This window comes from Rhodovulum imhoffii, from assembly GCF_003046545.1.
GTDB classification, from domain to species: domain Bacteria; phylum Pseudomonadota; class Alphaproteobacteria; order Rhodobacterales; family Rhodobacteraceae; genus Rhodovulum; species Rhodovulum imhoffii.
This window is the reverse complement of the sequence record NZ_QAAA01000007.1, coordinates 64,931-91,487: the sequence shown is the minus strand read 5'-3', so window position 1 is coordinate 91,487 and position 26,557 is coordinate 64,931. Positions and strand designations below refer to the sequence as shown.

The window sequence follows — 26,557 nt, the reverse complement described above, 5'->3', positions numbered from 1 at the left end:
ACACTGAGGGTGCGACCGCAAGGTGTCTCCCGCCCGCGCCGCACATTATGTAGGAGCATTGTAAACTAAACTGGACAGGTTTAACCTAGCGACATGATGACACGAGCAGACCCGGGCCTGATCGATCAGGCTGCGCAATCCACCGGCCGCAGGGCCATCGTAATCGGTGCGGGGCTGGGGGGGCTCGCGGCGGCCATGCGCCTGGGGGCAAAGGGGTATCAGGTCACGGTGATCGACAAACTGGACGTGCCCGGCGGGCGCGGCAGCGCGATTCATGAAAACGGGCACCGCTTTGATCTTGGCCCCACCATCGTGACCGTTCCGCAGGTCTTCCGGGATCTCTGGGCCGCTTGCGGGCGCAACTTCGACAAGGAGGTCGACCTGCGTCCGATGGACCCGTTCTACGAGATCCGCTTTGCCGATGGAGAGACGTTCACGGCCCGCCAGTCGACGGAGGCCATGCGCGCCGAGGTGGCCCGCATCTCGCCCGACGATCTGCCGGGATATGATCGGTTCCTCAGAGACAGCGAGGAGCGTTACTGGTTCGGGTTCGAGAACCTTGGCCGCAAGCCGATGCACAAATGGATGGACCTGGTGAAGGTGCTGCACATCTTCGGCAGGCTGCGTGCCGACCGGTCCGTTTACGCCCACGCCTGTAGCCGCGTGAAGGATGAGCGTCTGCGCATGGCGCTGTCGTTCCATCCGCTGTTCATCGGCGGCGATCCGTTCAACGTGACGTCGATGTACATTCTCGTCAGCCACCTCGAGAAGGAATTCGGGGTGCATTATGCGATGGGCGGCGTCGCCGCACTGGCGCGCGCGATGGCGGATGTGGTCGAAACGCAGGGGGGAACCCTGCGCATGGAGACCGAGGTCGACGAGATCCTGGTGAAAGATTACAAGGCGCGCGGCGTTCGCCTGAAAGGCGGTGAAATCCTGACCGCCGATGTCGTCGTGTCGAACGCCGATGCGGGTTTCACGTACGGGCAGCTTCTGCGCAACCACCGCCGCTGGCGCTGGACCGACGAAAAACTGGACAAGGCCCGCTGGTCGATGGGGCTGTTTGTCTGGTATTTCGGTACCAAAGGCACCCGTGGCCTGTGGGAAGACGTCGGCCACCACACGATCGTCAACGGCACCCGTTACAAGGGGCTGGTCAGGGATATCTTCTTCAGGCGCGGACAACTGGCCGAAGACATGAGCCTTTATGTCCATCGCCCCACCGTGACGGACCCGTCCGCGGCGCCTGCGGGGGACGATACGTTCTACGTTTTGTCGCCGGTGCCGAATCTGCACGCTGACACCCCCATCGACTGGGCCGAACAGGGCGAGCGTTACCGCAAGATGGTGGAAAACGTTCTGGAAGAGCGTCTGTTGCCCGGTTTTGCCGGACATATCAGCGCCAGCCGCTGTTTCACGCCCGTGGATTTCCGCGACCGCTACCTGTCGCCTTTCGGGGCCGGGTTCTCGCTTGAGCCGCGCATCTTCCAGAGCGCCAATTTCCGCCCGCATAACATCTCCGAGGAGATCGGGGGGCTTTACATGGTCGGTGCCGGCACCCATCCCGGCGCGGGCCTGCCCAGCGTGGTGACCTCTGCCGAGGTGATGGCCAGGCTCGTTCCCGATGCGGTGAAAGCAGGCTGACATGATTCACCCCGCAGACCTTGCCCATTGTGAGGAAGCGATTCGCACCGGGTCGCTGTCGTTTCATGCGGCCTCCCGGTTGCTGCCGGACAAGGTTCGCAACCCGGCCCTGGCGCTTTATGCCTTTTGCCGGCTGGCGGATGATGCGGTGGATCTGAACACCGAAAAGCGTGCCGCCGTGTTGTCGCTGGGCGACCGTCTGGACAAGGTCTACAGCGGCACGCCGCTGAACGCTCCGGCTGACCGGGCCTTCGCCGCAGTGGTGGAGGAATTCGATATGCCCCGTACCCTGCCCGAGGCTCTGCTGGAAGGGCTCGCATGGGACGCGATGGAGCGCCGCCATGCCACGCTCTCGGACGTTTACGCCTATTCGGCGCGGGTGGCGTCCACGGTGGGGGCGATGATGTGCGTGTTGATGCGTGTGCGTTGCCCGCATGCGCTGGCCCGGGCCTGCGATATGGGGGTGGCGATGCAACTGACCAATATCGCCCGCGACGTCGGCGAAGACGCCCGGGCCCGGCGCATCTACCTGCCGCTGGCGTGGCTGGATGAGGCGGGGATCGTGCTGGAGCGGTTCTTTGACGATCCGCGGCCGACACCGGAGCTCTGCCGTCTTGTCAAGCGCATGGTGGCCGATGCGCGGCGGCTTTACTTTCGGGCTGAGACCGGCCTTCCTGAACTGCCGCTGACCTGCCGCCCCGGCATGTTTGCCGCGCGCCACATCTACGCCGGTATTGCCGGAGAGATAGCGCGTGGAAAATACGATAGCATCAACCGCCGGGCACACACCAGCACGGCCCAGAAACTCTGGTGGCTCGGGATGTCTTCCGCGCAGGCGGCGCTGAGTACGGTGATGCCCCGTTCCGCGGTTCTTTATGCAAAACCGCTGCCCGAGGTCGCATTCCTGGTTGAGGCCGCCGCCGACCGCAAGCCGGACGAAAACCCATGGGGCGAAGGCCGCGCCGGATCCGTGATCGCCGCTTTGGCGACGCTTGAGGCCCGCGAACGTGAAGCCCGCCGGTGGGCGCAGCGTCGTGACGCATTTGAGCCGCTGCAAAGACGCGCTATCTGACCCTCATGGATATGCAATTTGACTGGCTTCTCTTTTCGATCTTTCTCCTGACCACGGGCGCGGCGGGGGCGACCGGCGCGTTCTTTTCGCCCGGCTCCTGGTATGAACGGCTGGACAAGCCGGTCTGGACACCGCCCAACTGGTTGTTCCCGCTGGCGTGGACGGCGCTTTATCTGGGGATGGCCTTCGCCGCCACGCGGGTTGCCATCAGCGGCGCGCCGGCCATGGCATATGCCCTGGCCGTCTGGGGTTTACAGATTGCCTTCAACACGCTGTGGTCGCCGGTCTTCTTCGGGCTGCGGCGTCTGGGTGCGGCCCTGGTGGTGTTGTGCGGGATGTGGCTGTCGGTTCTGGCGATGGTGGTGCTTTTCTGGCAGGCGGACCCTGTTGCCGGCCTGATCGTGGCGCCCTATGTCGTCTGGACGAGCTATGCCTTCGCACTCAACTTCTCGGTCTGGCGCAGGAACCCCTTCGCACAGGAAATGGCGGCCTGAAGGCCGCCTCCCTATCCGAATTTCCAGCCGGCCCGGCGCGGGACGCGGCAGGCAAGCATGGGCTTGATCAGTTTCGTCGCGAAGCGGTCAAGATCCAGCGCCTCGTGTACGCCAAGCGTTTCCTCGCCGTGGATCCGGGTTTTTACCGCCGAGCGGCAGTAGAAGGGCGCATCCAGCATCCCGTGATCCTGATAGGGACGGAACCCGGCATCTGAGCGCATCTCGCGCCGGACCGTCCAGAGCGACCGGCGCATCCGCTGCCGGGGAGGCAGGTCCTCAAGCATGTCGACCCGCCCGTCTTCATGGAATTTCATGCCCACGGCCAGTTCGGAGCCGTCGCGCAGGTCCGCGTCGTAAAAGCAGTAGGCGCCGTTATCGCCTGAAGGAAAGCGCGCCCATGTCCAGTATCTGAAATCATCTTCCAGCGCGGCAGTTCCGAAATTCGCGTCGAAATACCCGTGGCCGGCCCACTGCCAGCCGGGCTGGTTCAGGTCCACGGTAATGTCGGCACTGGGGGCGAAAGGCCGCCAGACATGGCTGCCATCGGCTTTCAGCGGCAGTTCGACATCGGTTATCGCGGTGGGGTGCACGGTGATCCGGCCCTTCAGCCGATGCATGCGTGGCCAGGCGAGCTCATCTATGTCCACGTGCAGATCCTGCCCGGTCCAGGTCAATTTGGAGGGGCCGACCTCGAAGGTCTCGCGGCTTTGGCGCAGGGCGGCCTGCCCGCGGTCCGTCATCGTCCAGCGGCCGCCCTTGCCGTAGGTGGCGACATTGATACAGACGTGATCCTCGGGGTTTTTCCGCCCCGACCAGCGATACCATGGTGAAAACACCGAACCGATGAAGGCAATGATGGAGATCGACCGTTCGCCATCGTGGCTTATGCCGTCGATGTACCACCATGCATAGCCGTTTGCGGGGACATCGAGGGCGAAGCAAGGTCCGTCAAGATCGCCTCGGCCGCGTGCTTGCCGGAGAGGGTTGCCATGGGGATGCCCGCGCCCGGATGCGCCCCGCCCCCCGCCAGGTAGACCCCTGTCATCGTGGTGCGTGCCGTCGGGCGCCGAAAGGCCGCCAGCATTCCGTGCGGGCTGCGCCCGTAGAGGGAACCTTGCGATGCCGGAAACAGGCGGGCGAACTGCTCCGGCGTCGTCAGTGCCGTCACGTCTGGCCTGGGGGTGAAGGTCAGGCCGAACTGGGCCAGCGTCTCGAAAGTGCGAATCCGGCACGTTTCCATCTCCTTTTGGGTCGCGGCGGCGGTCCCGTTGACCGGAGGGCCGTTCATGATGATCTCGAATCTCTCCGTGCCGTGCGGGGCGCGTCCGGTCCCCCGGTCCTGGGCGCAGATGTAAAGGGTCGGATCCTGGGGCATGTGGCCCTTGGCGATCGGGCCGAACTCCTGGCGCGGGTCGGCGGCGAAGAACACGTTGTGGTGCACCATGTCCGGACCTTGCGGCGTGGCGGCAAAGCTCCATACATAGGCCGACAGGCTGCGCGGTTGCGTGGCTGCGGCGGGCAGGGTGGTGCGCAGGCGATCCCCGAGCAACCCGGCGGACAGCGCAGCGGGATCCCCGTTGAACACCACGCGCCCGGCGGGAAGGCGCCCCCCGTCGGACAGGTGCACTGCCGCCGCCGCGCCGTTCTGAATCTCGATCCGCGTGGCGGTCCTGTTGAAAAGGAAGCTTGCCCCCTTGTCGGTGGCGAGTTTCTTCAGAGCTTGCGCCAGCGCGTGCATGCCGCCTTCAACCTGCCAGACGCCCTGTTCTTCCGCATGCCAGACAAGCGCAAGAACGGCGGGTGTGAGAAACGGCGAACCGCCGACATAGGTCGCGTAGCGCCCGAACAACTGCCGCAGGCGCGGATCGGAGAAGCCGAATTCGAGGCTGCTGGCCAGCGTTTTCAGTGGAGCCATTGCCGGAATCAGGTCCGGGTTGCGCAGGACATGGGCCGCCAACCCGGCCAGGCGGGGCTCGGCGGCGCGCATCATCGGGGCGTCGAAAGCGTGGAACAGCCGCTCTGCCCGGTTGCAGAAGGCGGAGAATTCCGCCGCCGCCTGCGCCCCGGCCAGGCGGCCGATGGCGTCCCGGCTGGCGTCCCGGTCGGCAAAGAGATCGAGGCTGGATCCATCGGGCCACCAGTGCCGGGCCAATACGTCCTGCCGGTTCAGGGTGATGTAATCCGTCATCCGGGTGCCGGTACTCTCGAAAAGCTGTTCGAAGACCGGGCGCATTGTCATTACCGTCGGGCCGGCGTCGACAGGGCCGGCGATGCTTTGGACTGTGCGCATCTTGCCGCCGGGACCGGGCGCGCGGTCCACGACGGTGACGTCCAGCCCGGCATGGGCCAGCCGGATGGCGGCGGAAAGCCCGCCCATCCCGGCCCCTATGACGATGACCTTCTCTGCCGCTGTGGCCATGTGGTGCCTCAAGGATTGTTGACTTGGGAAAATAGACTGTCCATTCTGATTTACAATCTAAAATGTCTCGTGAACCTGACACTTTGCGGGACCGTTAAGAACAGGAGAACCCGGATGGATATCCCGGCGCGAATCGAAGCGGCCATCCATCATGCCATTCGTCATGGGCAGGGGGATACGGCCCCGCCGCGGCTGGCCTCGGCGCTGGAGTATGCGGTCACGCCGGGGGGTGCGCGCATACGCCCCACCCTGTGCATGGGGGTCGCGCTGGCCTGCGGGGATGATATCCCGGAACTGACCGATACCGCCGCCGCTGCGCTGGAACTGATTCACTGTGCCAGCCTCGTGCATGATGACATGCCGTGTTTCGACAACGCCGATATTCGCCGCGGCAAGCCCACGATCCACAAGGCCTACAGTGAGCCGCTGGCCCTGTTGGCCGGTGACAGCCTGATCGTGATGGGGTTCGAGAGTCTCGCGCTCAAGGCCTATCTGGCGCCGGAGCGTGCGCTGGAACTGATCCGCATCCTCGGGAAGCGCACGGGCTCCCCCTATGGCATTTGCGCCGGGCAGGGCTGGGAAAGCGAAGAGGCCGTGGATCTGTCTGCCTACCACCGGGCCAAGACCGGGGCATTGTTCATAGCGGCGACCCAGATGGGCGCAGCGGTCGCCGGGCAGGAAGCCGGGCCGTGGGAAGAACTGGGCGCCCGTATCGGAGAAGCCTTTCAGGTGGCCGACGATCTAAAGGATGCCCTTTGCGACAGTGAGACGCTCGGCAAGCCCGCCGGTCAGGATGTGATCAACCTGCGCCCGAACGCGGTTTCGGAGCTTGGCGTGGAGGGGGCGGTTCTGCGCCTCAAGGACATCCTGTCCGGGGCGATCGCTTCGATCCCGGCCTGCCCCGGTGAGGCCGCACTGGCGCAGATGGTCCGTAAACAGGCAGAACGTCTGGTCCCGGAACGGGTCCCCGGATGACCGATGCGGCCGTTCCTGCCCCCGTGCCGCGGTTTGGCTGGCGGCGCTGGCGTAACCGCAAGCTGGGCTCGCCCGCATTCCAGTCCTGGGCGAGCCGGAATCCCCTGACCCGTGGCAGGGTGCGCCGGGATGGGGAGCGGCTTTTCGGTCTTGTCTCCGGGTTTGTCCAGTCACAGGTGCTGTTCGCGGTGGTGGAGCTTGATCTGCTTGCCGCCACCCGCGATGCGCCCCGGCCCGCTTCCGAACTGGCCGCCGCGGTCGGGATGACGCCCGACCGGATGGAGCTGTTGTGCCACGCGGTCACGGCGCTGGGCCTGTTCGAACGGGTGCGGGGGGGATATCAGCTTGCGCCGCTCGGGGCGGCGCTGTTGGGGGTGCCGGGCCTGACGGAGATGATTCTCCATCACGAGGTGTTCTATCGCGACATGTCCGACCCGGTCGCCCTTCTGCGCGGGGCGCGGGAAACGGAGCTTGCCGGCTTCTGGCCATATGTTTTCGGGGCCGGAAGTGCCGATGACCCCGCCGTGGCGGACCGGTACTCCCGCCTGATGTCCGAGAGTCAGGCCCTGGTCGCCGAGGACACCCTGCGCATGGTGCGATTCGACGGTGTCGGGCATCTTCTGGATATCGGTGGCGGGACAGGCGCATTTCTTGCGGCGGTCGGGGCGGCATATCCCGACCTGAAGACGACTCTCTTCGATCTGCCCGCCGTCGTTCCTGCCGCGCAGGCGCGGTTTGAACGGGCTGGCATGGCTGCACGCGCCACGCTTGTGCCAGGGTCGTTCCGGGACGACCCTCTGCCGCGGGGTGCGGATGCGGTGTCGTTGGTGCGGGTGCTTTATGACCATGCCGATGACACGGTGCGGGCACTTTTGGCCAAGGTCTTCGCGGCACTGCCCCCGGGGGGGCGACTGATCGTATCGGAGCCGATGACGGGGGGGGACGCCCCTTGTCTGGCGGGGGATGTCTATTTCGCCTTTTACTGCATGGCGATGCAAACCGGGCGGGCACGCTCTGCCGCGCAGATCTCCGCGCTTCTGGCCGAAGCCGGGTTCGCGGAGATCGAGGTTCCGCACGCTCCGCGCCCGTTCATCGCCTCTGTCGTGACGGCGCGCAAGCCGGCAAAACCTGACACTGAATCTGTCTAAACAAGTTGACACTTTTGACTGTCAGACTAGACTGACAAAAAGTTTATCACCTCTGCACCCGTGCGGGTGAGTCTCGTTCAAAGACGCAATCGGAAATTCTGGGGGATACCGGATGCAGACCACGGCGGTCATTCTACGCGGGCCAAAGGAACTGGAGCTGGGCCGGCTGACCCTGAGCGAGCCGGGGCCGGGGGATCTTGTGGTCGAGATTTCCCATTCGGGAATTTCCACCGGGACCGAGAAACTGTTTTACACGGGCCGAATGCCGCCCTTTCCGGGTATGGGCTACCCGCTGGTGCCCGGCTACGAGGCGGCGGGCGAAGTGGTCGAGGCCGGGGCGGACACGAATTTCAGGCCCGGAGAGTGGGTCTTCGTTCCCGGTGCCAACTGTTACCAGGAAGCGCGCGGGTTATTTGGCGGGTCTGCCCGCAGGGTGGTGACCGCGGCGGATCGCGTTACCCGAATCGATGCCGGTCTGGGGCCGGAAGGGGCGCTTTTGGCGCTGGCGGCGACGGCACGCCATGCGCTGGCCGGGATCAACAAGGAAATGCCGGAGCTTATCGTCGGGCACGGTGTTCTGGGTCGCCTTCTGGCGCGGCTGACCCTTGCCGCCGGTGCGCCTGCGCCAACCGTGTGGGAAATCAACCCCGACCGTGTCGCCGGGGCGCGGGACTATGAGGTGCTTCACCCCGACAATGACCCGCGCAAGGATTACCGTACGATTTACGATGCCTCGGGGGTGGGCAGCCTGCTCGACAGCCTGATCACCCGTATCGCCAGGGGGGGGGAGGTTGTGCTGGCCGGGTTTTACACTCAGCCGCTTTCGTTCGCCTTTCCGCCCGCCTTCATGAAGGAGGCACGTTTGCGCATTGCGGCGGAGTGGGATCGTGATGACCTGATCGCCACACGCACGCTTGTGGAGGCCGGGGCGTTGTCGCTGTCGGGGCTGATTACCCACAGCGTGGCCGCCGATGACGCGTCTGTCGCGTATGAGACGGCCTTCAATGACCCTGCCTGTCTGAAAATGATCCTGAACTGGGGAGCTTCCCATGACGCTTGATACGCCTGACCTCAAAGATTTCGACCAGCGTCTGCGAGATGAGGCCAACGCGCCGCTTGAGGAGATTCCCGTGGCCGAGCCGACCAGCAAAACCCAGATTATCGCGATTTACGGCAAGGGCGGCATCGGAAAGTCTTTCACGCTGGCCAATCTCAGCCATATGATGGCGGAGCAGGGCAAGCGGGTGCTGCTGATCGGGTGCGACCCGAAATCCGATACCACCAGCCTTTTGTTCGGGGGCAAGGCTTGCCCGACAATCATTGAGACCTCGACCGCCAGGAAGCTGGCCGGTGAGGAGGTGACCGTCAGCGATGTCTGTTTCAAGCGCAATGGCGTCTTCGCGATGGAGCTGGGCGGCCCGGAGGTCGGGCGCGGCTGTGGCGGGCGTGGCATCATCCACGGTTTCGAACTGCTGGAGAAGCTGGGCTTTCACGATTGGGATTTCGACTATGTGTTGCTGGACTTCCTGGGCGACGTGGTGTGCGGCGGCTTCGGCCTGCCCATCGCACGGGACATGGCGCAGAAGGTGATCCTGGTCGGTTCGAACGACCTGCAGTCGCTTTATGTTGCCAATAACGTGTGTTCGGCAGTGGAGTATTTCCGCAAGCTGGGTGGCAACGTGGGTGTCGCGGGGCTGGTCATCAACAAGGATGACGGCACCGGGCAGGCGCAGGCTTTTGCCAGGGCCGTGGACATTCCCGTTCTGGCCGCCATTCCCCAGGATGAGGATCTGCGCCGCAAGTCTGCGGCCTACCAGATCGTCGGCACAAACGAAGGCCCGTGGGGGGATCTGTTCGCCGGGCTGGCCGAAGCCGTGGCCGATGCGCCGCCGGTGCGCCCCCGGCCACTGGATCAGGACGGGCTTCTGGGGCTGTTCAGCGCCGATGAAACCGGCGCGGATTTCGAACTCGAACCGGCTACGGATGCCGATATGCGGGGTAAGAACTACGCGCCGAAGAAGTCGCTGGAAGTGGTGTACGACGATGTTTGATCTGGATGAACTCTCCCGCTGGGACGAGGTGCTGGAGCGTCTCGCGCAGGCCGGGGAGCCTGCCGAACCGCCAGCGCCCGATGACGGGGAGGGGGAGGACGCATGACCACCGGAGAGGTCAGATACGACGCCGCTCATGCCGCCGAGGTGATCGAGGGGGCCAGACCGGAGCCGACGGCTGGCCAACCGTCGGATGCGGGGGGGTGTCATGGTGGCGCCGAGATGGAGAAAGCCGCGCGTATGGCGGGACAGTCCGCGATGCTGGAACAGTTTGCCAGGGATTACCCGCTTGGCCCTCATGACAAGCCCCAGAGCATGTGCCCGGCATTCGGAAGTCTGCGTGTCGGTTTGCGGATGCGCCGCGTGGCAACGGTTCTTTCCGGGTCGGCCTGCTGCGTCTATGGCCTGTCTTTCGTGTCGCATTTCTACGGCGCACGGCGGTCGGTGGGTTACGTTCCGTTCAATTCTGAAACGCTGGTCACCGGCAAGTTGTTCGAAGATATCCGCGACAGTGTGCATGAACTGGCGGACCCGGATCGTTACGATGCCATTGTGGTGACGAACCTGTGTGTGCCGACCGCATCTGGCGTGCCTTTGCGCCTGCTGCCCAATGAGATCAACGGGGTGCGCATCGTGGGGATCGACGTGCCCGGTTTTGGCGTGCCGACCCATGCGGAGGCCAAGGACGTTCTGGCCGGAGCAATGCTGAACTATGCCCGCAAGGAGGCCGAGGCCGGACCGGTTGCCGCCCCTCAGGGCGGTGTGTCCGACCGTCCGACCGTGACGCTTCTGGGGGAGATGTTCCCCGCCGACCCGATGATGATCGGTCGCATGCTGGACCCGCTGGGTCTGGCCGTCGGTCCCGTGGTGCCGTGCCGCGAATGGCGGGAGCTGTACGCGGCGCTGGACTGTGGCGCGGTGGCGGCGATTCACCCATTTTACACAGCCTCCATGCGTGAGTTCAAAGCCGCCGGGCGGCCCGTTGTGGGGTCTGCCCCCGTCGGGCATGACGGCACGGCTGACTGGCTGGCCGCGATCGGGAAGACCTTCGGCCTGGCGGCCGGGAAGGTCGCGGCGGCGCAGAACGCTTTCCTGCCCGCGATCAAGGCGGCACTGGCGGAGGCGCCGGTCGACGGTACCGTCACCTTGTCGGGTTACGAAGGCTCGGAGTTGCTCGTTGCGCGGTTGCTGATCGAGAGCGGGGCCAACGTGCCCTATGTCGGGACGGCCTGCCCCCGTACCGCCCAGTCCGAAGCCGACCGGGCCTGGCTGGAGGCCAGGGGCGTGAGCGTGAAGTACCGCGCCTCTCTTGAGGACGATTGTGCCGCGGTGGATGCGATCCGGCCCGATCTGGCCATCGGCACGACTCCGGTGGTGCAGCATGCCAAGGAGAACGCGATTCCGGGGCTTTATTTCACCAACCTGATTTCGGCGCGGCCCCTGATGGGCCCGGCCGGGGCGGGCAGCCTTGCGCAAGTGGTCAACGCTGCGATTGCGAACAAGGGCCGCATGGCAACCATGCGGGAGTTCTTTGAAGGTGTCGGGACAGGCGACACCGCCGGTGTCTGGGAAGGCAGCCCGAATCTCCATCCGGAATTCCGGGCGCTGCACCAGAAGAAGCTGGACAAGAAACGCCGCGCGGAAAAAGCGCAGGAGATGATCTGATGCTGGTTCTCGATCACGACAGGGCGGGGGGCTATTGGGGCGCGGTTTACGCCTTCTGCGCGGCCAAGGGCCTTCAGGTGGTCATCGACGGACCCGTCGGATGCGAGAACCTGCCTGTGACTTCCGTTTTGCACTATACGGATGCGTTGCCGCCGCATGAATTGCCCATCGTTGTGACGGGTCTGGGTGAGGAAGAGCTGGGCCGTGACGGGACCGAGGGGGCGATGAAACGCGCCTGGAAAACCCTGGATCCGGCCTTGCCGGCCGTCGTCGTGACAGGGTCCATCGCGGAGATGATCGGCGGCGGCGTGACGCCGCAGGGCACCAATATTCAGCGATTCCTGCCCCGCACCATCGACGAGGACCAGTGGGAAGCCGCCGATCGGGCGATGACCTGGCTGTTTACCGAATTCGGGATGACCAAGGGTCGCATGCCCCCCGAGAAAAAGCGCCAAGAGGGGGACAAGCCGCGCGTCAATATCCTTGGGCCGATGTATGGTGTGTTCAACATGCCGTCCGACCTGGCGGAGATTCGCCGCCTCGTGGAAGGCATCGGGGCCGAGGTGAACATGATCATGCCGCTGGGGTCCCACATTGCGGAGATGCGCGGCCTTGTGAATGCCGACGTCAATATCGTGATGTACCGCGAGTTCGGCCGCGGGCTGGCGGAGGTTCTGGGCAAGCCCTACTTGCAGGCGCCCATCGGGATCGACTCAACCACCAGGTTCCTGCGCAAGCTCGGCGAACTTCTGGGTCTCGACCCGGAACCGTTCATCGCGCGGGAGAAACACTCGACCATCAAACCGGTCTGGGATCTGTGGCGTTCGGTCACGCAGGACTTCTTCGCCACCGCGAGCTTTGCCGTTGTGGCCAGTGAAACCTATGCGCGCGGCCTGCGTCATTTCCTTGAAACGGACATGGGCCTGCCCTGTGCATTCGCGGTCGCCCGCAAGGCTGGCGCAAAGACCAACAACAATGAGGTTCGCGCGCTGATGGCCCAGAAACGGCCCCTGGTTGTTTTCGGGTCCATCAACGAGAAAATCTATATGGCTGAACTGGTTGCCGGTCACGGGCCGCGACCTGCGTTTATCCCCGCCGGGTTTCCGGGTGCGGCAATCCGACGGGCTACGGGCACACCTTTCATGGGATATGGTGGCGCAACCTACCTAGTACAAGAGATTTGCAACGCCTTGTTCGACGCCCTGTTTCATATCCTGCCCCTTGGATCCGAGCTTGATTCGGCCGCTGCGACGCCGACGACCTTGCGCCGGGATTTTCCTTGGGACGAGGACGCGCAGGCACTCCTGGACAAGATCGTTGCCGAGCACCCTGTTTTGACCCGTATTTCCGCCGCTAAGACCCTGCGCGACGCTGCCGAGCGTGCTGCGCTTGAACAAGGGGCTGAGCGCGTTGTGCGGGAAACCGTCGAGGCTCTGCGCCCCGCCGGGTTCGCAAGCCTTCAAGAGGAGAACGGAAAATGACCGACCAGACTTCCGACGTGCGGGCGCACCGGGCGCCGAAAGCGGAGTTTACCGTCTATTTCGCGATCATCTTCATTGCTGCTTTGCCGCTGGCTGTCATTGCGTGGCTTCTGGCGGGGCTCAAGCAGGGTGACCTGACCATCAAGGGGCCGGTGTCGCGTGCCTGGAGCCAGGCGCGGATCATCACGCCCATGATTTTTTCCGCCTGAGAGGGCGGAAGTTCGAGATTCGCCCAGACCCCATGGGCGAATGCCGGCAGGGCATGAGGCCTTGTCGGGACCCGGCCGCCGGGGTGCGCGGCATCAGTCAGACGATCCGGAGGATAGTTAATGGCTGATAATACTGACGTGTCGTTCACCGGTCTCACCGACGAGCAGGCGCAGGAAATCCACGCTGTCTACATGAGCGGGCTCTGGCTCTTCGTTGCCGTTGCCGGCATTGCTCACTTGGCAGTGTACATCTGGCGTCCGTGGCTCTGAGGAGGACTGAGAAATGGCAAAATTCTACAAGATCTGGATGATCTTCGATCCGCGCCGCGTGCTGGTTGCGCAAGGCGTGTTTCTCTTCCTGCTGGCAGTGATGATTCACCTTGTTCTGCTCAGCACGGACCACTTCAACTGGCTGACCATCGCCGCCGAGAAAGCCGCTGGCGCCTAAGCCTCGCCTTTTCCGGCTTCGGTCAGGACCGAAGTGACAAGACTAGCTGCGGGCGAAAGCCCCGATCTCTCGCCCGCAGCGATCTCAAAGGACAAGGACGGCTGAGGCCCGGACGGACACGGCCGCCATTTGCGGAGACAGACGATGGCACTGCTCAGTTTTGAGAGAAAGTATCGCGTCCGTGGAGGGACGCTCATCGGTGGCGATCTGTTCGACTTTTGGGTGGGGCCTTTCTATGTAGGCTTCTTCGGAGTAACGACAGTCTTTTTCGCTGCCCTTGGCACGATCATGATTTTTTGGGGGGCGGCCTTGCAGGGCAACTTCAACCCCTGGACGATCCATATCGCGCCGCCCGACCTCAGCTACGGTCTGGGGCTGGCCCCGCTCGCCGAGGGCGGGCTGTGGCAAATCATTACCATTTGCGCTACCGGCGCATTCATCAGCTGGGCTCTGCGGGAGGTTGAGATCTGCCGCAAACTGGGGATCGGATACCACGTTCCCTTCGCGTTCGGTTTCGCGATCCTGGCCTACGTGACGCTGGTGATCTTCCGCCCGCTTCTTCTGGGCGCGTGGGGGCATGGTTTTCCCTATGGCATTTTCAGCCACCTCGACTGGGTGTCGAACACTGGCTATGCCTTCCTGCACTTCCACTACAACCCGGCGCACATGCTGGCCGTGTCGCTGTTCTTTGCCACGACGATGTTCCTGGCCCTGCACGGTGCCCTTGTGCTGAGCGCCTGTAACCCGGAAAAGGGCGAAGAAGCCAAGACCCCTGATCACGAAGACGCCTTCTTCCGTGACTTCATCGGCTATTCGGTCGGGACGCTGGGGATTCACCGGGTCGGCTTCCTGCTGGCCATCAACGCGGCCTTCTTTTCCGCCGTTTGTATCATCATTTCCGGCCCGCTCTGGACCGAGGGATGGCCTGAATGGTGGAACTGGTGGCTTGAACTTCCGATCTGGCCCGAAGCCAGCGCCGCTGGGGGGATCTAATCATGGCTGAATACCAGAACATCTTTACTCAGGTTCAGGTTCAGGGTCCGCCCGACTGGGGCATGGACAACGAGAACAACATGATGGAGGAGCGCGGTCCGGGGATCGCCCATCTCAAGCTCCTTGGTTGGTTCGGCAATGCGCAGCTCGGCCCGATCTATCTTGGCTGGACCGGCTCGATCGGCCTGCTCACCGGCTTCACGGCCTTCTTCATCATTGGGCTGAACATGCTGGCCCAGGTGGACTGGTCGCTGGTGCAGATGCTGCGCCAGGGCTTCTGGCTGGCGCTGGAGCCACCCAGCCCGGAATACGGCTTGCGCATGCCTCCGCTCAACGATGGTGGCTGGTACATGATCGCCAGCTTCTTCCTGCTGGTTTCGGTCGGTTGCTGGTGGCTGCGAACCTACCTTCTTGCGAAAGAGCACAAGCTGGGCAAGCACACTGCCTGGGCCTTTGCTGCCGCGCTGTGGCTGTTCCTCGTGCTTGGACTGTTCCGTCCGATCCTGATGGGCAGCTGGTCGGAAATGGTGCCTTATGGCATCTTCCCCCACCTTGACTGGACCACGGCCTTCTCGATCCGCTACGGCAACCTGTACTACAACCCCTTCCACGCGCTTTCGATTGCGTTCCTTTACGGTTCGACCATGCTGTTCGCCATGCACGGTGCGACCATTCTTGCCGTAACCCGTTTCGGCGGCGAGCGCGAGTTGGAGCAGATCTACGACCGCGGCACCGCAGCTGAGCGTGCGGCTCTGTTCTGGCGCTGGACCATGGGGTTCAACGCCACGATGGAAGGCATTCACCGCTGGGCTTGGTGGTTTGCGGTTCTCACCCCGATCACGGGTGGTATCGGCATCCTCCTGACCGGCACCGTTGTCGACAACTGGTTCATCTGGGCCCAGGAGCATAACTTCGCGCCTGAGTACATCGAGCCCTACGGCTACGAAGCCTACACCGGGCAAGGAGGCTGACATGCTGAGATTCCCGAAATGGTACAAGCAATGGTCCAAGGATAATCCGACCGACCTGTTTCGCCCGGGTATTCTTGTCGGCACGGTTGGGGTGGCGGTGGCCGCGGCTGCGATCATAGTTGCCTACGACAACCCCAACGCGGTGGAATACACCCAGACCGGCCCGCGGGGTATCGGGATGGAGGTGATCAAGTTCAAGCGTGACAACGCCAGTTACGATGCGTCTGTCGAGAACTACACCACCTATGCGCCGATCCCGGTCGAGGAAGGTGAGCCACTGGCCCAGGACGTTTACCAGAACGTCGTGGCTTTCGGTGATCTGACCCAACGCAACTTCGACCGCCTACAGACGGCGATGAGCGAATGGGTCGGCATGCCGGTTCCGCTGCATGACGGAGTCGAGGTTGCCGAGGGAAAAGAGTACACCCGAGAGATTACCAAGCAGTGCATCGAGGTGACCCAGTATCTCAACGATGATTGGGATCTGCACAACCTCGCCTCTGATGGCAAGGGCGTGAACTGCTATACCTGCCACCGCGGGGAACCGATTCCTTCGGATACCTGGACCAAGGCAGGTGCGGTAAATTCGTCCTCGGAAGGGTGGGCCGCCGTGCAAAACCGTGTTTTGCTTGATAACCAGTATACGCTGAGTGAGTTTTCGGCCCTCCCCGTCGATGCGCAAGAGGTTTTCTTGCTGGATGGCGCAAGCATCAAGGTCCACGATCTCGAAAGCCGCGTTGCCCAGCAGCCGGGCAATCCGACCTGGCAAGATGCCGAGCGAACCTTCTCGCTGATGAACCACCAGGCGAATTCGATCAATGTCGGCTGTGTCTACTGCCACAACACCCGCGCCTTCTACGACGCGACTCAGGTGACCCCGGCATGGTCGACGACGACGCTCGCGCAGCAGATGCTGATCGACATCAACCAGAATTTCTTTGAGCCGCGCGCGGAGCTTTTGCCCGCCGGGCGTCTTGGGGAAATGGGAGATGCTGCCAAGGTGAACTGCGCAACCTGCCACAAGGGCTATATCTTCCCGCTGAACAGGACGGATATGGTATCCGACTGGCCGGAACTGGCAGCAAGCGGCGAATGAATGAAAATGGGGGCGGCGCTTTTGCGCCGCGCCCGCTTGGGTCGCAAGACCTGATTGTCGGGGCATCCACACCCCGGTTCCTTTCCTGTCAGACAGGGCACTGGTGCCGTGGGGAGGTCGAGCCACACGGCACCTTTTTGACGGGAGTAAAAACCCATGAACACTGCCGCTACCCCCTTACTTGACCGTGTTGCCGGTCCGGCGGATCTCAAGGCCATGTCCAACTCCGAACTGGCGGCCCTGGCACAGGAACTGCGTCAGGAGGTGGTTTCGATCGTCAGTCAGACAGGTGGCCATCTGGGGTCATCGCTTGGGGTGATCGAACTGACTGTCGCCTTGCACGCAGTATTCACGGCCCCTTTTGACAAGCTGATCTGGGATGTCGGGCACCAGTGCTATCCCCACAAGGTTCTGACAGGCCGGCGCGCCCGGATGCATACGCTCCGTCAGGAGGGAGGCGTTTCGGGGTTTTGCAAGCGGGCGGAGAGCGACTACGATCCTTTCGGTGCCGGCCATAGCTCAACGTCGATTTCCGCGGCGCTGGGGTTTGCCACGGCGCGCGACCTTGGCCAGCCGACGGGCGATGCGATCGCGGTTATCGGGGATGGGTCCATCAGTGCCGGGATGGCCTATGAGGCGATGAACAATGCGGGCCATGCGGGACGGCGGTTGTTTGTCATATTGAATGACAACGAAATGTCCATTGCGCCGCCCGTGGGGGCGATGTCGCGCTACCTTTCGCGCTTGTACTCAGAGACGCCCCTGGGCCGCCTGAAAGACATTGCGGAGGATTTCGAATCCGTCCTGCCCGGCCCGATCCGCGAAGGCGCGCGCCGGGCGCGTCAACTGGTGACGGGATTTCCCGGCGGGGGGACGTTGTTCGAAGAGCTGGGTTTCGACTATATCGGTCCGGTTAACGGGCACGATATGAACCAGCTTCTCCAAGTTTTGCGGGCGGCCCGGGCACGGGCCTCCGGCCCGGTTCTGATTCATTGCTGCACGGTGAAGGGGAAGGGTTACCGCCCTGCCGAAACCGCGGCTGACAAGTACCATGGGGTGGGCAAGTTCGATGTGGTGTCGGGCACGCAGCAAAAGGCAAAGGCCAATGCGCCATCCTACACCTCTGTCTTCGGGGCGGCTCTGTGTGAGGAGGCCGCCCGTGATCCCCGGGTGGTTGCGATTACTGCTGCGATGCCTGCCGGAACGGGTGTTGACCTGATGCAAAAGCGATTTCCCGCCCGTGTCTTTGATGTGGGAATCGCAGAGCAGCACGCGGTGACCTTTGCCGCCGGTCTTGCCGCGGGCGGGACAAAACCGTTCTGTGCAATTTATTCCACTTTCCTTCAGCGTGGGTACGACCAGATTGTCCATGATGTGGCGCTTCAGAAACTGCCTGTTCGGTTTGCGATTGATCGTGCGGGGTTGGTGGGGGCCGACGGGGCGACACATGCAGGGACCTTCGATCTGTCCTACCTGTGCAACCTGCCCGATTTCGTGGTGATGGCACCGGGGGACGAGGCCGAGCTCAAGCATATGGTCGCGACGGCCGCAGGCTATGACGAAGGGCCGATTGCGTTTCGCTATCCACGGGGGGAGGGTATGGGCGTTGACCTGCCCGAGCGCGGGCAGGTGCTGGAAATCGGGAAAGGCCGGGTTGTCCGCGAAGGGTCCACACTGGCGCTTTTGTCCTTGGGCGATGCGCTTGCCAGCAGTCTGGTTGCAGCCGAAGCCCTGGAAGCGCGTGGCATATCGGTGACCGTGGCGGATGCCCGCTTTGCCAGGCCATTTGACACGAATCTCGTTGCTCGACTGATGTCCAACCATGCCGCGCTTGTCACGGTTGAGCATGGTAGCGAAGGTGGCTTTGGCGCGAAGGTTCTGCATTGGCTGGCCCGTAGCGGGTGGCTGGATCGGGGGATTCCCGTCCGTACGATGACCTTGCCGGACCGCTTTATCCATCAGGCCAGCCCGGCGCGGATGTATGTGGATGCAGGGATGAGTGCCGACGATATCGCAGCGACGGCGCTGAACGCGCTGGGGGTTGCGTCTGGCAAGTTCGGCGCCAGGGGCTGAAATTTCAAGGGCCGCCCAAAGGCGGCCCTTTTCATGGTGTCTGCGGTGTCGCTTATTCGGCTGTAGTGACCCCCAGAGAGGCAAGATAGGCGAAGACATCGTGGGCCTCGTCTTCCTTGCGGACCTTGTGGGTCATGGATCCGCGTGCCTGCGGGTCGCCCAGGTAGTCACGCAGATAGGCGGTCGGGTCCTGAACGTATTTCACAAATTCTTCCTCAACCCAGTGCAGGCCGGCTTCGCCTGCGGCGGTCATGAATTTCGAATAGCGAAAGTCTTCGACCGTTCCGGCAACACGGCCGGGAACCATGTAAAGGTTCGGGCCAACCTTCGCGTTGCGCCCGGCAAGGATCTCACCTTCGTCGTTTTGCACGACATGGCAGGTCATGCACTGGCGAAACGCTTTTTCCCCGGCAGCGGCGTCACCAGAGACGGTCAGTTCTTCGGCCATGGCGGGCGCGGCGATCAGAAGACCGGCAGCGGCTACGGCAAGTTTCATCTTCATCAGTCTCTCCCTGACTAGAGTGTGGCGCGGTTAACATGTAGCGCCGCGCGCTTCAGGTCAATTTGAATCGAACAATTACAACCTTCGGAGGAAGCTCTGTCGTCAAGCCCATCCTGTGATGCATCTGTCAAAAACTGGGGGCGTCGTTCTTTGGGGTTTTGGGGTCCGGTTTTTTCTTCGCCTCCGGCATCATCCAGCGCCAGAGCTTTTCGTCCGGGAGGGGAAGTACCATCAGCCAATGCTCCAGCAGGGCAAGTGCCGTCAGCGACGCCAGGAGTGCAAAACCAACCGTATCCGCGGGGGTAATGGCCGCGTCAAACAGGCGTTCAAGCCAGCAGGCGACCGCGAAAGTCAGCGCAGAAACCGACAAGGGAAAGAGCCAGTTCATTTTCGAGATGCGGAAATGGCTGGGCAGATGCGCCAGCGGTGTGGGCAGGAATTCCACGTTGATCTTCGGCACACCGAGAAACAGGTTCAGCTTGGCCGAAATCCGTGCAAAGAACAGCACGATAAAGGTCCAGAGTCCGACAGTGTTTGGCGCCCCATGGCTGGTGACCAGCATTCCGAACAGGATGATGACCAGAAGCGTTTCATGATACGCGATCGTGCCGTAAGCCCTCAGGAACCGTTCCCATCCACGTGCCCTTACATGGCAGTGAGAAGTGTTTGGACCGGTGATTACCCCGGTCAGAAAGGCCAGTTCCACCCAGCCCCAGATGGCCAGAGCGGAGAGAAAGGCCAGGTAAACCGCGCCGACGCTGTCGATATGCCGGGTCACCTCGAACCCGAGGATGCCCAGCGCGAGGCCCGGCAGCCCCCACAGGGTCGCGCGCCTGTGGGCGGTCAGGCCCCGGTGTTCGGCATAACGGACGATTACAAGAATGGCCCCGGTGGAAAACCACCAGATAAACAGCGCAGCCAGCGCAGCAAACCAGGCCGATTCAATCAATAGACTGGCTCCAATCGTGTTGAGGCGGGCACCGTGTGGCGCTTCGCCGGGATCGTGTACAACATTGCAAAGCCCAGTGTGGCGCGCAGGGCCGCGAATGCGCCCGCCAGCGCCCCGGCATACCCGCCGCGGCGCCTGGCCGTATCTGCTTCGCTGCTGGCTTTCTGTAACTGGCGCAGCCCTTTCTGCCAGCGCGGGTGGTCAATATCGAGCGTGATCGGGAAGATCTGTTTTGAAAGCTCGGATGTCTTGCGGAATACCTCTTGTCCGTACCAGTCCGTGTCGACACCCAGCGCCGCGTGGAAGACCGGGCGCTGGTGGTCCCGGACATGCATGGTGGCGAAGACTGCGGTCAGGAAAAACTTGATCCACCACACATTCACGCCCCGCGTCAGGGCCGGGTCCGTTTTCATCAGAAGGGCGAAGGCTTCGCCGTGGCGGAACTCATCACTGCACCATTCCTCGAACCACTTGAAAATTGGATGAAAGCGTCTTTCCGGATGCTTTTCCAGATGGCGGAAAATCGTGATGTAGCGGGCATAGCCGATCTTCTCGCTCAGGTAGGTGGCGTAGTAGATGAACTTTGGCCGGAAATAGGTATATTTCTTCTTTTGGGTCAGAAAACCCAGGTTTACGGCGATGCCGGCTTCGCGCAGCGCGTCGTTGATGAAGCCTGCGTGCCGGGCTTCATCCCGCGCCATGAGCTGAAACAGCTCGGCTACGTCCTTGTTGTGACCGCGCCGTTTCATTTCCTTGTACAGAACGCAGCCCGAGAACTCCGCGGTGCACGAAGAAATCAGGAAGTCCACGAATTCCTTTTTCAGCGCCGGCTCCATACCGTCCCAGTCGACATGGTCCCAGTCTGCGGTTTTGCGGAAGTGGCCCTTGTTGGGGTCCGCTTTCATCTCTGCGATCAGGCTGTCCCAATCCCCCCGCACCGGGGTCACGTCGATTGCGTCCAGCACGTCGAAATCGGTTGTGTAAAAGCGCGGAGTCAGCAGAGTGTTCTGCATCGCGATAGCGGTGGCCGCCTCGCTGTCCAGCCTGGACTGACGTTCCTGAATGGCAAGCCCTTCCTCGACGGTCACGGCGTCCGCAGTGTGCATGTTCATAGCCGCGCCTCCCCGGAGAAGGAGAATTCGCACAGCTCCATAACTTCGAAATCGCCGGTCAGGCGCGTCCAGATCCGCTCCAGATCGCTTGCGCGGGTAATGGTTGCAGTACGCTGTTCGGTCACGATCTCGCCAAACGGGGCCATGATCTCCGGCCCGTGTACAAGCACTTCGTCGCCGGGGTAAACCACGGCGCCGTTGTCAAAGCGCACATGCGCATGAAGACTTTCGAATTTGTGAGAGACTTCAACCGTGCAGGGCGCCGTCTCCTTTGTTCGGGTAAGAAATCCCATAGCGTGACATCCTGTTTTTCGGGGTGAGGGGCATTCCGGGCCCCTCAATCCAGCAGTCGCGCGAAGACTGCCGCGTTGTCGGCACCAAAGCCGATCAGTTCCGCACGCCACCCGGTCAGGTCGTCGTGCAGGGCCAGCCGCCCGTTCTCATACCGGGCCAGCCGTACAGGGGCATCCAGCGCCACACCATGCTTGTTGCGTTCACGCTGAAGAACCCGCCATATCCCGGCGACGAAACCTCCCTCGTCGCTGGAAAAATCGGCGATGACGTTTCCGTCGATGTCGAAAACCGTGGCGGCGCCGCTCATGCTGCCTTCAAGCACGATCCGGCGTTCCTGCGCCACGGGAATGCTGTCATCCGGAGTCGCAACAAGCGGTTTGTCCGTGATGCGGGCATAGGCCACGATCACGAGGCAGGCGGCCACAAGGAACAACACCCCCCGCAGCAATGCAGGGGGAATGAGATCGCCGTGCCCATCGTGTTTCTTGGACTGCATGTTGCGTTTACTCCGCTACCAGCGCGTCATCCGGGACGTGCGTGATCCTGGGTTCTGAAACCCGCGTTTCCGCTGCGTCGGCGATCAGTTTTGCAACCTTCGCCGCTTCAGGGATGCAGCGGAACGCGGGTTCCGTGCGGGCGATCCGCCAGGGGCGGACGTGGGGCCAGCACATAAGGTAGGAAAAGCGGGTGGTCCCCATCAGTTCGAATGCGATGGTTCCAACTCCGGATTTCCGCAACTCCAGATTTGCGTTCCCGATCCAGGTATAGGGCAGGTTCAGTGTCATCGTCAGGGCAGCGCCGATACGCAAGGCAACGCGCCGGTTTGTTACCGTGTAGACCGTAGCCCTGGCCTGTACATACGCCACGGCCATCAGAAGCGCGCATACGATCGCACCCAGAACAAGGAAAGGAGATCCGGAAACTATGGCAGCCGCGGCCGGCATGGTTTCGCCGGCCACGATTGCGCGCCATAGGAACAAGATGACGAAATAGCCCATGACCCAATAGACAGACAGCCCTTCCCGGGCGAGCGCCCACCAGTCGGGCGCCCCCTGCCAGAGAATTTCTTCCCCCTCCGGCAGGTGGGCGGGAAGTCCGCGAATGGGTTCGACGGCGAAATCGTCGTGAGGCATGAACCCCCTCCTCAGATCTGCGACTCAAGCCGCTCCTTGGGGTCGGCATACAGCTTGCCGCCGGCGTAGTAGGCACAGATCTTTTCTTCTTCCAGCTTGGTAATCTGGGTCGAAGATTTGGTCTGTGGGACATCGGCAAAGTGCTTGCCGTAGATCGAGTGTACGTTCACCTGTTTCTTGAGCCATCCAATACGGGCCAGCTGCATCGGTAGCAGGCGGATGCCGCCGCCATAGGCCGGGTCCAGCTCGACCTCGAGGTAACGGACCATCTGTTCGGGCTCGTCCACCCACATTTCGGTCACGGTCCCGACGCTTTCGCCGTCACCGGCCACAACGGACAGGCCGCGCGGGTCACGGCCGCCGGACACCTTGAAGGTTTTCAGGTGCTTCATCGGCTGGATTTTCGGATGCCCCTTGCCATCCAGCTCCGGCTCATCCTTGCGGGCGCACCAGGCTGCCGGGCCGACCCCGTCGACCATCGGGTTTCCGGTGGGCTCAAAGGGAAACCCGTTGGCCTTAGATGTCTGGCGCAGGGCCAGATTCGCGTTGCGCGGGTCGGTCAGCTGGTTTGGCACGGTCAGTTCACCCGCGCCATGGGGCAGCTTGAAGGTCTTTTCCTTCGGCAGCGGGAACATGCCCTGATTGGGTGAGGTTTCCCCGGCATCTGTCTCCAGCGGGTAGCCCTCATGCATGTTCATCCGCTGGAGATAGAAAATCAGACCAGCGAAGAAGAGCCAGAACAGCCACAGAGACAGACTGGCCAGATCGAAGTTTCCAAAGAATGATTCCACCATGGGTTTGATCCTCCAGGTCAGGTGGGAAAGTCGGCCAGCCCGATCTTGGCCGAGGGATCCCTGTTGGGAGAGGTTATGCCATGAGTCCGCACCAACGGGCCCAAGACTGCAAGAGTGACGAATAGTAGCACGATTTCGATGTGATAGACCGACGCATATCCCGTGGCCGGGGTTTGCAGGCCCTTGCCCAGAATGCCGGTCATGGCAACCTGGGTCATCACGTCGCGGATGGTTCCGCCCAGCGCGATGGCCAGACCGGCCGCCGTCGCCTGTGCGGCGCCCCAGGCGCCCAGGGCAAGCCCGCGCCCGGCCGTGCCTTCAACCGGCAGTGACATCGCGGCCATCAGGGTGGCCACGGCGAACAGCCCGCCGCCAAAGCCGATCAGCATCGCCCCGATAAAGAAGATTGAGGCTGACTGCATCGGAGCTGCGAATATCACCGCCGCGAAGGCGACAATTCCCGCCAGGATACCCACCGCTGCCATGCGGTAAGCGTTCATTCCGCGGCTCAGCCACCGTGCCGAAAGCGCAAAGCCCCCCAGTGCGCCCAAGGCCCAGACCCCGGTCAAAAGTGTTGTTGAAGACACCGAAAGCCCAAGAATTTCACCGCCATAAGGCTCCAGCAGGATATCCTGCATGGAAAAAGCCAATGTCCCGATCGCCACCACCGCGAGCAACCGCCCCGCGGTGCCTCCGCGTGCGAGATCCGCCCAGGCATCCGCAAAGCGCGGCCTGGGGGCGGTGCGCTCCTCCCGCGTCATAGGGCGCATCTTCTCCTGCTTCCAGAGTGCGATCAGGTTCAGGATCACCGTTGCGGCGGCAGCCCCCTGCACCACGCGGATCAGCCGCATCTGCGAAAAGTCGTGCAGCAGCCAGCCGACGATGATGGCGGATAGCCCCATCCCCAACAGGAACATTACGTACAGCATGGCCACGACCCGTGGACGCGTTTCTTCGCTGGCGCGGTCGGAAGCCAGCGCCAGCCCGGCCGTCTGGGTCATGTGCAGACCCAGCCCGGTCATCAGAAAGGCCAGAGCGGCCAGAACCTCTCCCGCCCAGGCCGGACCAAGCGTCTGGTCCCCGGACAGAACGATCAGGGCGAATGGCATGATCGCCAACCCGCCCATTTGCCACAGCGATCCGAACCACAGGTAAGGTACCCGCTTCCATCCTATGGCGGAACGGTAATTGTCTGACTTGAAGCCCATAAGCGCGCGGAACGGTGCCACCAGAACCGGCAATGCCACCATGATGGCGACCACCATCGCGGAAACCGAAAGTTCCACGATCATGACCCGGTTCAGGGTGCCCAGAAGCATCACCGTGGCCATCCCCACCGAGACCTGGAACAGCGACAGGCGCAACAGATCCTTGAGCGGAAAGCCTTCCGAGGCGGCATCCGCGAAGGGCAGCATGTCCATCGTCAGCCGGGTCAGGGGGTGGGGCTTCTTGCTCATGTCCGCAATTCCAACGCCTGGCTGATGTAAAAGCCCCTGGCCACGCGTGCGACCGGGCGCAGCGCGCCCCTGACACCGGCCTCGCGCAGTGCGGAGGCAACCCGCGCCTCGGAATGGGGGATGATCCGCGGCGACCGGTCGGAGCGCGGAAACAGTTTGCCCGTCACATGCATCGCCGACAGGAGCGGTGTCTTCGGGGCGACAGTGAACACCACCTTTTCACGCACACGCGGGGCCAGTTTGCCCAGCGCGGCGGCAATGTCTTCGGCCCGGTAATGGATCAGGCTGTCCATTGCCATGGCGAAATCGAACCGTCCCAGCGCCGCCCCCAGCATGTCGCCGGCCACGAAGGTGATCCGGGGGTGGTACTTCTCGGGTATACGCTTTTTCGCAACATCCAGCAGGCTGGGCGAAATATCCACGGCGACGATTTCGGCCCCGCGCTGGGCAAGTTCCAGCGTCATCGGTCCCGCGCCGCAGCCCGCATCCAGAACCCGCGCGCCGGACAGATCCCCCGGCAGGCAGGAAAGCATCGCAGCCCGCATCTCCTCCCGGCCTTCGCGCACGGTCTGGCGGATGCGTGACACCGGCGCGTCCGAGGTCAGACGCTCCCACGTTTTCGACGCGGTGCGGTCGAAATAGTGCTCCAGCCGTTCGCGGGTCTGGGAGTAGCTGTCCATTAGTCGAATCCCAGAAGTTCAAAGATTTCGCGGTCCTCCAGCGGTGCGGGCGCCAATGGTTCGGTTCCTTTCCACAGCGTTTCCGCCAGCCGGATATACTCGGCCCGGCATTGCACGATATCCTCATCGTCAGGCATCTCGAAAAGGGTCTTCTTCATCAGCCGCGATCGGCGGATCGCATCGACCAGGGGCATATGCGCGATACGCTCGAAGCCGACACGCTTGCAATACTTGTCCACCTGGTCGGTATCTTCCGAGCGGTTGGCGATGCACCCCGCCAGGCGCACGCCGTAGTTGCGCGCCTTTGCCTGCACGGCGGCGATGATGCGGTTCATTGCGTAGATCGAATCGAAATCGTTGGCGGTAACGATCACCGCGCGGTCGGCATGTTGCAACGGCGCGGCAAAACCGCCGCACACGACATCGCCCAGCACGTCGAAGATCACCACGTCGGTATCTTCCAGCATGTGGTGCTGCTTGAGCAACTTGACCGTCTGCCCCACGACATAGCCGCCGCAACCGGTGCCTGCGGGGGGGCCGCCGGCCTCGACACATTGCACGCCATTGAACCCTTCGGTCACGAAATCTTCGGGGCGCAGCTCTTCGGGGTGGAAATCGACGTCCTTCAGGACATCGATCACCGTTGGCTGGAGGTGCCCGGTCAGGGTGAAGGTGCTGTCGTGTTTGGGATCACAGCCGATCTGCAAAACCCGCTTGCCCAGCATCGAGAACGCCGCAGACAGGTTCGAAGAGGTGGTGGATTTTCCGATCCCCCCCTTGCCGTAAACCGAAAAGACCTTGGCCCCCTCGATTTTCATGCTCGGATCCTGATGCACCTGAACGGAGCCTTCCCCGTCCTCGCCTTTCAGTACCGGTATTTCGTCTCTCGGGCTCATC

Annotated in this window: 28 protein-coding genes; 16 read left to right on the top strand and 12 right to left on the bottom strand. The window is 62.7% G+C overall.

Annotated features, from left to right (window positions below; translation table 11 throughout):
* The first annotated feature begins 93 nt into the window (after positions 1-93).
* Genes C8N32_RS07540 through tspO form a run of 3 tightly spaced genes read left to right on the top strand, consistent with a single transcriptional unit; the run spans position 94 to position 3,210 of the window.
* On the top strand, positions 94-1,644 hold the full coding sequence (locus tag C8N32_RS07540; protein WP_107892039.1) for a phytoene desaturase: 1,551 nt from the start codon (positions 94-96) through the stop codon (positions 1,642-1,644).
* Between the two features lies 1 nt (position 1,645).
* Positions 1,646-2,716, top strand: a complete 1,071-nt coding sequence (crtB, locus tag C8N32_RS07535) for a 15-cis-phytoene synthase (RefSeq protein ID WP_107892037.1) — start codon at positions 1,646-1,648, stop codon at positions 2,714-2,716.
* Positions 2,717-2,721: 5 nt separating this feature from the next.
* Positions 2,722-3,210, top strand: a complete 489-nt coding sequence (gene tspO, locus C8N32_RS07530; protein WP_338110827.1) for a tryptophan-rich sensory protein TspO — start codon at positions 2,722-2,724, stop codon at positions 3,208-3,210.
* 11 nt (positions 3,211-3,221) lie between these two features.
* Here the strand turns inward: tspO and crtC are convergent, their stop codons facing one another.
* Complete coding sequence (gene crtC / locus C8N32_RS07525) at positions 3,222-4,097, bottom strand: carotenoid 1,2-hydratase (RefSeq protein ID WP_107892142.1); 876 nt, start codon at positions 4,095-4,097, stop codon at positions 3,222-3,224.
* The gene (crtD, locus tag C8N32_RS07520) at positions 4,094-5,629 is read right to left on the bottom strand and encodes a 1-hydroxycarotenoid 3,4-desaturase CrtD (RefSeq protein WP_107892035.1); all 1,536 of its coding nucleotides are present in this window, start codon (positions 5,627-5,629) and stop codon (positions 4,094-4,096) included. The genes crtC and crtD overlap by 4 nt, the downstream gene beginning before the upstream one ends.
* A 114-nt stretch (positions 5,630-5,743) precedes the next feature.
* Between crtD and C8N32_RS07515 the strand changes: the two genes are divergently transcribed.
* The 13 genes from C8N32_RS07515 (at position 5,744) to dxs (ending at position 18,739) form a co-directional block, all read left to right on the top strand.
* On the top strand, positions 5,744-6,604 hold the full coding sequence (locus C8N32_RS07515) for a polyprenyl synthetase family protein (RefSeq protein WP_107892033.1): 861 nt from the start codon (positions 5,744-5,746) through the stop codon (positions 6,602-6,604).
* Positions 6,601-7,752: a methyltransferase gene (locus tag C8N32_RS07510; RefSeq protein WP_107892031.1), complete on the top strand. Its 1,152-nt coding sequence runs from the start codon at positions 6,601-6,603 to the stop codon at positions 7,750-7,752. Before C8N32_RS07515 ends, C8N32_RS07510 begins: the two co-directional genes overlap by 4 nt.
* A gap of 112 nt (positions 7,753-7,864) precedes the next feature.
* A complete protein-coding gene (gene bchC, locus C8N32_RS07505; RefSeq protein ID WP_107892029.1) occupies positions 7,865-8,812 on the top strand; it encodes a chlorophyll synthesis pathway protein BchC in 948 nt (315 codons plus the stop codon).
* Complete coding sequence (locus C8N32_RS07500; RefSeq protein ID WP_107892027.1) at positions 8,802-9,803, top strand: chlorophyllide a reductase iron protein subunit X; 1,002 nt, start codon at positions 8,802-8,804, stop codon at positions 9,801-9,803. The genes bchC and C8N32_RS07500 overlap by 11 nt, the downstream gene beginning before the upstream one ends.
* Positions 9,804-9,905: 102 nt before the next feature.
* Complete coding sequence (bchY, locus tag C8N32_RS07495; RefSeq protein ID WP_107892025.1) at positions 9,906-11,468, top strand: chlorophyllide a reductase subunit Y; 1,563 nt, start codon at positions 9,906-9,908, stop codon at positions 11,466-11,468.
* Positions 11,468-12,949 (top strand): chlorophyllide a reductase subunit Z, encoded by a 1,482-nt coding sequence (gene bchZ / locus C8N32_RS07490; RefSeq protein ID WP_107892023.1) that lies wholly within the window; start codon positions 11,468-11,470, stop codon positions 12,947-12,949. The genes bchY and bchZ overlap by 1 nt, the downstream gene beginning before the upstream one ends.
* Positions 12,946-13,158 (top strand): cytochrome PufQ, encoded by a 213-nt coding sequence (gene pufQ / locus C8N32_RS07485; protein ID WP_107892021.1) that lies wholly within the window; start codon positions 12,946-12,948, stop codon positions 13,156-13,158. Before bchZ ends, pufQ begins: the two co-directional genes overlap by 4 nt.
* A gap of 120 nt (positions 13,159-13,278) precedes the next feature.
* Positions 13,279-13,428 carry a light-harvesting antenna LH1, beta subunit gene (pufB, locus tag C8N32_RS07480; RefSeq protein ID WP_107892019.1) on the top strand — a complete coding sequence of 50 codons (150 nt, stop codon included), beginning with the start codon at positions 13,279-13,281 and terminating at the stop codon, positions 13,426-13,428.
* Positions 13,429-13,441: 13 nt separating this feature from the next.
* Positions 13,442-13,606, top strand: coding sequence for a light-harvesting antenna LH1, alpha subunit (gene pufA / locus C8N32_RS07475; protein WP_107892017.1), 165 nt, complete (start codon positions 13,442-13,444; stop codon positions 13,604-13,606).
* Positions 13,607-13,750: 144 nt separating this feature from the next.
* Positions 13,751-14,599, top strand: a complete 849-nt coding sequence (pufL, locus tag C8N32_RS07470) for a photosynthetic reaction center subunit L (protein WP_107892016.1) — start codon at positions 13,751-13,753, stop codon at positions 14,597-14,599.
* A gap of 2 nt (positions 14,600-14,601) precedes the next feature.
* Entirely contained in the window at positions 14,602-15,570 is a 969-nt protein-coding gene (gene pufM / locus C8N32_RS07465; protein ID WP_107892014.1) for a photosynthetic reaction center subunit M, read from the top strand.
* 1 nt (position 15,571) lies between these two features.
* On the top strand, positions 15,572-16,666 hold the full coding sequence (pufC, locus tag C8N32_RS07460) for a photosynthetic reaction center cytochrome PufC (protein ID WP_107892012.1): 1,095 nt from the start codon (positions 15,572-15,574) through the stop codon (positions 16,664-16,666).
* Between the two features lie 156 nt (positions 16,667-16,822).
* Positions 16,823-18,739 carry a 1-deoxy-D-xylulose-5-phosphate synthase gene (gene dxs, locus C8N32_RS07455; protein ID WP_107892011.1) on the top strand — a complete coding sequence of 639 codons (1,917 nt, stop codon included), beginning with the start codon at positions 16,823-16,825 and terminating at the stop codon, positions 18,737-18,739.
* A 52-nt stretch (positions 18,740-18,791) separates the two neighbouring features.
* On the opposite strand, the gene C8N32_RS07450 is transcribed toward dxs, so the two are convergent.
* From C8N32_RS07450 to bchL, 10 genes are all read right to left on the bottom strand, one after another.
* A complete protein-coding gene (locus C8N32_RS07450) occupies positions 18,792-19,241 on the bottom strand; it encodes a c-type cytochrome (RefSeq protein WP_107892009.1) in 450 nt (149 codons plus the stop codon).
* Positions 19,242-19,368: 127 nt separating this feature from the next.
* Complete coding sequence (gene puhE, locus C8N32_RS07445; protein WP_207186955.1) at positions 19,369-20,190, bottom strand: putative photosynthetic complex assembly protein PuhE; 822 nt, start codon at positions 20,188-20,190, stop codon at positions 19,369-19,371.
* Positions 20,187-21,302 carry a magnesium-protoporphyrin IX monomethyl ester (oxidative) cyclase gene (acsF, locus tag C8N32_RS07440; RefSeq protein WP_107892007.1) on the bottom strand — a complete coding sequence of 372 codons (1,116 nt, stop codon included), beginning with the start codon at positions 21,300-21,302 and terminating at the stop codon, positions 20,187-20,189. Before acsF ends, puhE begins: the two co-directional genes overlap by 4 nt.
* A complete protein-coding gene (locus tag C8N32_RS07435; RefSeq protein ID WP_107892004.1) occupies positions 21,299-21,595 on the bottom strand; it encodes a hypothetical protein in 297 nt (98 codons plus the stop codon). Before C8N32_RS07435 ends, acsF begins: the two co-directional genes overlap by 4 nt.
* Positions 21,596-21,639: 44 nt before the next feature.
* Positions 21,640-22,092, bottom strand: coding sequence for a photosynthetic complex assembly protein PuhC (puhC, locus tag C8N32_RS07430; protein WP_107892002.1), 453 nt, complete (start codon positions 22,090-22,092; stop codon positions 21,640-21,642).
* A gap of 7 nt (positions 22,093-22,099) precedes the next feature.
* On the bottom strand, positions 22,100-22,729 hold the full coding sequence (puhB, locus tag C8N32_RS07425) for a photosynthetic complex putative assembly protein PuhB (RefSeq protein WP_107892000.1): 630 nt from the start codon (positions 22,727-22,729) through the stop codon (positions 22,100-22,102).
* Between the two features lie 11 nt (positions 22,730-22,740).
* Positions 22,741-23,523, bottom strand: coding sequence for a photosynthetic reaction center subunit H (puhA, locus tag C8N32_RS07420; RefSeq protein ID WP_107891998.1), 783 nt, complete (start codon positions 23,521-23,523; stop codon positions 22,741-22,743).
* Positions 23,524-23,540: 17 nt separating this feature from the next.
* Positions 23,541-24,980, bottom strand: coding sequence for a PucC family protein (locus C8N32_RS07415; protein ID WP_107891996.1), 1,440 nt, complete (start codon positions 24,978-24,980; stop codon positions 23,541-23,543).
* Positions 24,977-25,660: a magnesium protoporphyrin IX methyltransferase gene (gene bchM, locus C8N32_RS07410; RefSeq protein ID WP_107891994.1), complete on the bottom strand. Its 684-nt coding sequence runs from the start codon at positions 25,658-25,660 to the stop codon at positions 24,977-24,979. Before bchM ends, C8N32_RS07415 begins: the two co-directional genes overlap by 4 nt.
* Positions 25,660-26,556, bottom strand: a complete 897-nt coding sequence (bchL, locus tag C8N32_RS07405; RefSeq protein WP_107891992.1) for a ferredoxin:protochlorophyllide reductase (ATP-dependent) iron-sulfur ATP-binding protein — start codon at positions 26,554-26,556, stop codon at positions 25,660-25,662. The genes bchM and bchL overlap by 1 nt, the downstream gene beginning before the upstream one ends.
* Between the last annotated feature and the right edge of the window lies 1 nt (position 26,557).